This is a genomic window from Oscillatoria sp. HE19RPO (assembly GCF_024220515.1).
Taxonomy (GTDB): Bacteria; Cyanobacteriota; Cyanobacteriia; order Cyanobacteriales; family Laspinemataceae; genus Laspinema.
Genome location: NZ_JAMXOT010000465.1, coordinates 1 through 6,697, shown reverse-complemented (window position 1 = coordinate 6,697; position 6,697 = coordinate 1). Strand labels below are relative to the sequence as shown.

7 protein-coding genes are annotated in these 6,697 nt (G+C 49.9%); all 7 read left to right on the top strand.

All coding sequences use genetic code 11. The features are described 5' to 3' along the window. Positions 1–329 precede the first annotated feature (329 nt). Positions 330–1,571 (top strand): bifunctional ornithine acetyltransferase/N-acetylglutamate synthase, encoded by a 1,242-nt coding sequence (gene argJ, locus NG833_RS29625; RefSeq protein WP_254568853.1) that lies wholly within the window; start codon positions 330–332, stop codon positions 1,569–1,571. Between the two features lie 256 nt (positions 1,572–1,827). After that, complete coding sequence (locus tag NG833_RS29620; protein WP_015148861.1) at positions 1,828–2,010, top strand: hypothetical protein; 183 nt, start codon at positions 1,828–1,830, stop codon at positions 2,008–2,010. A 288-nt stretch (positions 2,011–2,298) separates the two neighbouring features. Then, entirely contained in the window at positions 2,299–2,982 is a 684-nt protein-coding gene (locus tag NG833_RS29615; protein ID WP_254568852.1) for a hypothetical protein, read from the top strand. Between the two features lie 272 nt (positions 2,983–3,254). Then, positions 3,255–3,743: a hypothetical protein gene (locus NG833_RS29610; protein ID WP_254568851.1), complete on the top strand. Its 489-nt coding sequence runs from the start codon at positions 3,255–3,257 to the stop codon at positions 3,741–3,743. Between the two features lie 184 nt (positions 3,744–3,927). Then, complete coding sequence (locus NG833_RS29605; protein ID WP_254568850.1) at positions 3,928–4,071, top strand: hypothetical protein; 144 nt, start codon at positions 3,928–3,930, stop codon at positions 4,069–4,071. Between the two features lie 116 nt (positions 4,072–4,187). Further along, the gene (locus NG833_RS29600; RefSeq protein ID WP_254568849.1) at positions 4,188–5,276 is read left to right on the top strand and encodes an SGNH/GDSL hydrolase family protein; all 1,089 of its coding nucleotides are present in this window, start codon (positions 4,188–4,190) and stop codon (positions 5,274–5,276) included. A gap of 1,227 nt (positions 5,277–6,503) precedes the next feature. Continuing rightward, positions 6,504–6,697, top strand: a 194-nt coding sequence (locus tag NG833_RS29595) for a hypothetical protein (protein ID WP_254565700.1), incomplete at its 3' end; no start/stop codon positions are given.

Sequence of the window (6,697 nt, the reverse complement as noted above, 5' to 3'; positions counted from 1 at the left end):
CAGTGTCATGGCGGACGCCATGACACTCTTGGCAACGACTGAAGTCGTTACTACGAACATCGGACCCATCCGCGCATAGTCAGTGTCATGGCGGACGCCATGACACTCTTGGCAACGACTGAAGTCGTTACTACGAACATGAACCCAATCCCCCTAATGACCAAGGACAAATGACCAATGACAAATGACCAAGGACAAATGACCAATGACAAATGACCAAGGACAAATGACCAAGGACAAATGACCAATATTGTCAAACCCGGACCCTTCTGAGAGCCGCATCTTGCTATAATCCCCTCTCAAATAGGCCACTTTTCAAGGAAAAAACTATGGCAGACTGGCAAGAAATAACCGGAGGGGTGACGGCTCCAAAAGGATATCGTGCGGCAGGGATTGCCGCTGGGTTAAAACCGTCAGGAGCACCGGATTTAGCATTGATTTGGTCCGATGTAGAGGCGATCGCCGCTGGAGTGTTCACAACCTCCGTTGTTCGTGCCGCCTGTGTAGACTACTGTCGCCAACGCCTTGAGGAAAAAGCCAGCGCCCGCGCTATCTTATGTAACGCTGGACAAGCCAATGCCGCCACCGGGGAGCAAGGGTTGGCGGATACCCTCGAAAGTGCCGACTTGTTAGCCCGAGAACTCTCGATTTCCCCTAATTCTGTTCTAATTGCCTCCACTGGGGTAATCGGGCAACGAATTCGCATGGATGCCTTGCGGACGGGGATTCCCGCAGTTGTTGCAGCTTCCTCCACCGAAGGCAATGATGCAGCAGCTAAAGCGATTTGCACCACGGATTTAGTCCCTAAAACCATCGCCTTAGAAACCACTTTTGAGGGCCGTCCGGTGCGAATCGGGGGGATTTGCAAGGGGTCGGGGATGATTCATCCGAACATGGCAACCATGTTGGCGTTTGTCACCTGCGATGCCACTGTTTCTTCCCATCTGTGGCACGATATGCTCAAACGGGCGGCAGACCGCAGTTTTAATCAGATTACGGTGGATGGAGATACCAGCACCAACGATACTCTGATTGCGTTAACTAATGGACAATCTCGGACCCCGGCGATTACGGAAATGGGTCCGGAGGCGGAAAAGTTAGAAGCGGGATTGACGGCGGTTTGTCAACATCTGGCGAAGGCGATCGCCCGGGATGGAGAAGGCGCAACCTGCCTGATTGAAGTCCAAGTTACCGGGGCACCGGATGATGCCGCAGCGCGTCGGGTTGCCAAAACCATTGTCGGATCGAGCTTAGTTAAATCCGCCGTCTTTGGACGGGACCCGAACTGGGGGCGAATTGCTGCTGCTGCGGGACGTGCAGGGGTATCCTTTGACCAAGACAATCTGCGGATTCAACTGGGTGAGTTTTTGTTGATGGAAAATGGTCAACCCTTAGGGTTCGATCGCCCTGCCGCCAGTGCCTATCTGAAACAAGCGGCTGCCGGTGCCTATTTGAAAGAGGATACGGTCCTGATGCAGGTGCAGATTGGCAACGGACCCGGAAGCGGAACCGCCTGGGGATGCGACCTCAGTTATGATTATGTGAAGATCAACGCCGAGTACACCACTTAAGGGACAATAGCTTGTTCCAGTGGCTAAATCCACGGATATTACAGGAGGGGGAACCGCCCCTCCTGGGCTATAAAGCCGATTGAGTTTACGTTAAAATTGAATAGAAGCGATGGATATTTCCCTGGAAGCGCAGAGCAATTTGGGGCATTCGTCTTCCATCGAAAGCCTGATGACTCAACATTAGGGGGAAATGACCTGCAACTGAATTGCCCCTACTTTTACTGAACAATAAACGTGACGTTCTGAACGGAACTCGATGAACAAGAACAAAGGCGGACGCCCAGCTACCGGACAAGGAGAGCGTTTCTACTTCCCTATCCCTAAAGTAAAAGCGGCCCATATCCTCAAGGTGATTCCGGATGAGAAGATGCCCCTGGTAGAGGAACTTTTACAAGCTCTGGCGGACCAAGCCAACCTCAAAAAATCCCAATCTTCTTGACTTTAGGTTTTTTTGCCAATAAAATTAAAGAAGAATCAAGCAATAAAAAAGCGCGATGCCCACGACCAAGTAGTACCGCGCTTCTTAGACCAAATGACCCGAATCGCTCTCGATTAGCAACTAACTAATCGAAGACCAAAACGGAAAAACAATAATCAGTGAATCAATTTACCTGGACCACTACGAGAATGACAAGAGTCATCAAGGCAATCAATCACAGGAATATCACAATTCACAAGATTGACAAGATTCACCAGATTCACAAGATTCACAAGAAAGGATTATATCATGAACACGACCTATCCGCAACCCCCCGCCCTCGAAAATTTTAGCCTGCTGGAACTGTCACCGAGTAAACCCGCCTCAAAACGGTTACCCCAGCGGGGAAAACAATCTTTGGACAAGGCGATCGTCTCTTGTCCGATTGAGATAGAACGGTTGGGGGTGGTCAAACGGACGAATACGCCCTATATTGTCTATCGGACGCCTTATGGGAGGGGCTGCACCTTCATCGCCCGGAAGTATTTGATTCAGTCCCTGTTGAGCCTGTTGGGGATTCGCGATCGCCCGGGGGAACCGATTACCCAGATTGGCATTAGTGAGTACCGCCTCACCGTACAGCAAGGGGAAACCCTCTACACCCTTCCCGATCGCGAGGTGTTTGACTATCTGGAGAGGCAAAATCAAGGGGCGATCGAAGAATTGCAAGTTAAGTTACTCCCTCAGCAAATCCTGGTCTGGAATCCCCTCAATGGTCACATTAACCCGGTGAACCCGGATGGATGTTCTTGCAATGATATCCTCTACCGTCAGTCCTTTTGTAAGCATCGAATTGCCGCCCATTTGTATCTACGAAATCAGGGATGGGGTTCTTTAGGAACTTATTTTAAACCCAATGAGCCATCCCCGGATCCGGGGGAATTGCTGAGAGTTACCCCGGAGGGTGAAGGCGATCGCCCTGACACGATTTAGGGATAGGGACCGTTTCCAGGTCAGAACTACCGTCCTCTCCACTGACGTGGGAATCCCCAAGAGAATTTGCCCTCAACTCCGAGGCGATCGCCATTCATTACAAAAAGTAATTTATTGTTTTCAGAGAATAAATTTTAGATTCTCTATCTTTGGGCTGATTCATTTAGAGGAATTGTTCGCTTATACCTGTTAAGAGCTTTAACCCATTCTGGATTTAAGCCCCAGAAAAATCACCCTAGCGAACCTCAACATCCTCATTAAACCGATTGCCCATGTTTATCTCCATAAATGTTTTGAAAAATTCCAAAAACCTGGGGAAATTCAGCCTAATTTTAGGCGGATTCTTGACCAGTTCTCTGCTATTTGCCCTGCCGGTGACGGCGCAAATTACGGATGCCAAAGTTGATTCTCTCGTGGAGGCATTGCGACTGGCTGCACCGGATACAGGCATAGAAAATGACGGACTCTATAGCGATTGGCAAATTAAACCGGATAATATTCCCCGGTGGTCCAGACTCTGTATTGACCAAGAACTCACCCCGGCAGAATTTGCAGCCAATGAAGCCCAAGCTAGAGAAGTTTTAGCCTGTGTGATGAGCGATGTCCTCCAGGAGGAGTATGAAGCCAGCGGCAATGATGAATCCTTAGCCGTGCGTCGGGCGGCGGCTTGGTGGATGGCGGGAGACCCCAATCAGTACAACAGCGAGCGAATTTCTGACTATACCCAAGAGGTTTTGCAATACTATCAGCAACAGCAATAAAATTCTGTTTTCATCCTGGCCATTGCTTAACATCAAGCTAACGGCGAAAGCTTAAAACCGAGTAGTTTTGATGAAGGGGGTTATCTTGGATACCGCCTTTTTTATTGCGTTCAGGCAAAAGATAGGGGATCAATTGCCAGTTTTGCGACCTGATTTTTATTCGGTTCCCTGCACAGGAGAGGATATGATAACTGTCGAAGTTGTGGTAAGGGCTGAAGATTTTGACCCATACAGAGGACTCAAGGCGATCGCCCATGGCATCGGCAATCCATCGGCAATCCATCGGCAATCCATCGGTGTGGATTTGCTTCTTTTGGATAGGGAATGACCTTCATCCCCCAATAAATCAACGGGTCCAAAGTCTCAAAATGGGTGTACGGTTGTCCTGACTGGATCGATTCAGCTTGGGAAATTTATGAGGTGTCTGTGAAGGAGTGACGTGGGATGAGCGATCCATTATGGCTGGCGATCGGGTTGTTAACTCAGATGAAGACCTCAATTTCTGAGGCAATGCCGAACCCGCCTAAGCCACCGGAACAAACGGTACCGAGAATCAACACCCAGGAATGGGAATTAACCGCAAGGGCCGATATCCTTCCCTCGGTAGAAATGAGTGGGCCGGAATTTAGTTCAGTTGGCAGTTTATCCCCCTTGGGGCTGGGTGAGCAACTGTTTGATAGTTATCCCGCTGAATTTGTGGGACAGTCTGAAAGGGCGATCGCCTCGGACAATGCGACCCTTTCCAAGGCTGAAACGGCACAGGAACGGGTTGCTTATGCCCGAACTCCATCCTTTCGACCCCAGTCGGGACCGCAACTGTATCAACAACGGTTAGCGGCATTACAGGCGGGACAGACTTATACCCGAATTCCCAGCGATAGTTATGGATCCTTGTGGGCGAATGCCTGGGAACAGCCGACTTATGAGCAATGGAAAGCCCTGCTAGAACAAGAAGCGCAAGCGGTGGCGAAAGGACAGGGTTCTAATCGGTTAGCGGTGTTGTTGGGGGATTCGATTAGTATGTGGTTTCCCCAGGACCGACTTCCCCAGGGGCGGATCTGGTTGAATCAGGGGATTTCTGGGGATACCTCCCGAGGCGTCCTGAGTCGATTGTCGGCTTTGCGGGGAACTCGACCGGATACGATTTACATTTTGGCCGGGATTAATGATTTACGCCAGGGGATGGGGGTGGATGAAATTCTGGAGAATCATCGGCAGATTCTGCGTCGCCTGCGTCAAGAGCATCCCGGTGCTCAGGTGGTCCTCCAATCAATTTTGCCGACAAGGTTAGCTCAGATTCCCAATCGGCAAATTGAGTGGATTAATCAGCAATTGGCGGCGATCGCCCGAGAAGAAGGGGCGAGTTATCTGGATTTGTATGCTCAGTTTAGCGATCGCACCGGAAACTTGCAGTCGGAATTAACCACCGATGGATTACATCTGAATGCGCGCGGGTATGAACTCTGGCAAGGGACCCTCACCCATGCCGAATCATGGCTGGCGGTCCATTCAAGGTCCCAAAAGCATCCATAAAAGTTTTTTGGGATAGCTATCAATCAAGCTGGGGAGATTGGGGTCCAGCCGGAGGGTGCGATCTCTGAACCAAGACCCAGGATCGGGCAGACATCAAGAATTAGCCCTGTCAAGGTGTGTAGATTGTAGGGGCGCAATGCTTGCGCCCAAAAGAGGGCCTGCGCATTGCGCCCCTACAAGAAATAACGATTTTTCTTCATTCAATTTACCCCCAAAAGAGGGCCTGCGCATTGCGCCCCTACAAGAAATCACGATTTTTCGTCATTCAATTTACGCCCTCTTTTGGGCCTGCGCATTGCGCCCCTACAAGAAATCACGATTTTTCGTCATTCAATTTGCGCCCAAAAGAGGGCGCAAGCATTGCGCCCCTACAAGAAATCACGATTTTTCGTCATTCAATTTACGCCCAAAAGAGGGCTAGATTTCAAAAATACCCAAATAGGGTTTGGCTTCAGATGGATTGCTACCCGGCCCAGAATGCTTGCAACAACTAGGTTTCTAACCTTTGCAGTACCCGAGTTTTATACCAAATCCGGTTGTTAAAAGTCGATTTTCTCTTCAGCCCGCGCAGGCGGGCTTCGTCCGTATAGCCCCACCCTTGAGGGTGCGGGTTTTTACAGACCTTTGACAACCGAATTCCCTATTAGACCTGTACAGCCTCCCTTAAAACCGGGGCTTTTTTTTAAGGCGGCCATTGGTCCCACAAAAAAATTGGGGTGAGGAGAGCAAAATGCCTTCAAGGCGATCGCAAATTTTGCTAAACTACACCACAATTACTAAATTTGCCTCGTTGGGGCGGATCCGGGAAGTCGGATCCACTCCCTGCCCCGTCTTGGGATGAGTTCACTAGAGTCTGCCTCCAGAAAATGGAACCCGAGTATAGAAACCCAGTTTTTCTGCTGACAGTTTCAACCTCCATCCATCACCCATTTTCTGGCATTGTACCGACCCAGGAGAACGGGTCAAACCAAATTTCCCGAACTCCCAGTATTGATGCCCTCTACTGATTGACCAGGACGGGATCAAGGTTCAAAACCCCCGAACGATGTTGAAAAGCCAGACGCGATGCGGTTTTAAACCGTCCCTAAAATGTGGCAACTCGGCCCAGTCGGGGTCTCCTTCACGGGACAACGTGAATGAGATAGAAGGCTTTGGCTGTATGCTATAAATCGGCTTTTGCTACTTAACATCAACTCGGATTAAGATTAGCAGGATATCAGAGGACCTATGGCAACAAAATTCCCAAAATTTAGCCAAGACCTCGCGGCAGACCCGACAACACGTCGGATTTGGTACGGGATTGCAACCGCCCACGACTTTGAAAGCCATGACGGAATGACCGAGGAAAATCTTTACCAAAAGATTTTCGCCTCCCATTTCGGACACCTGGCCATCATCTTCCTCTGGACATCGGGCAACCT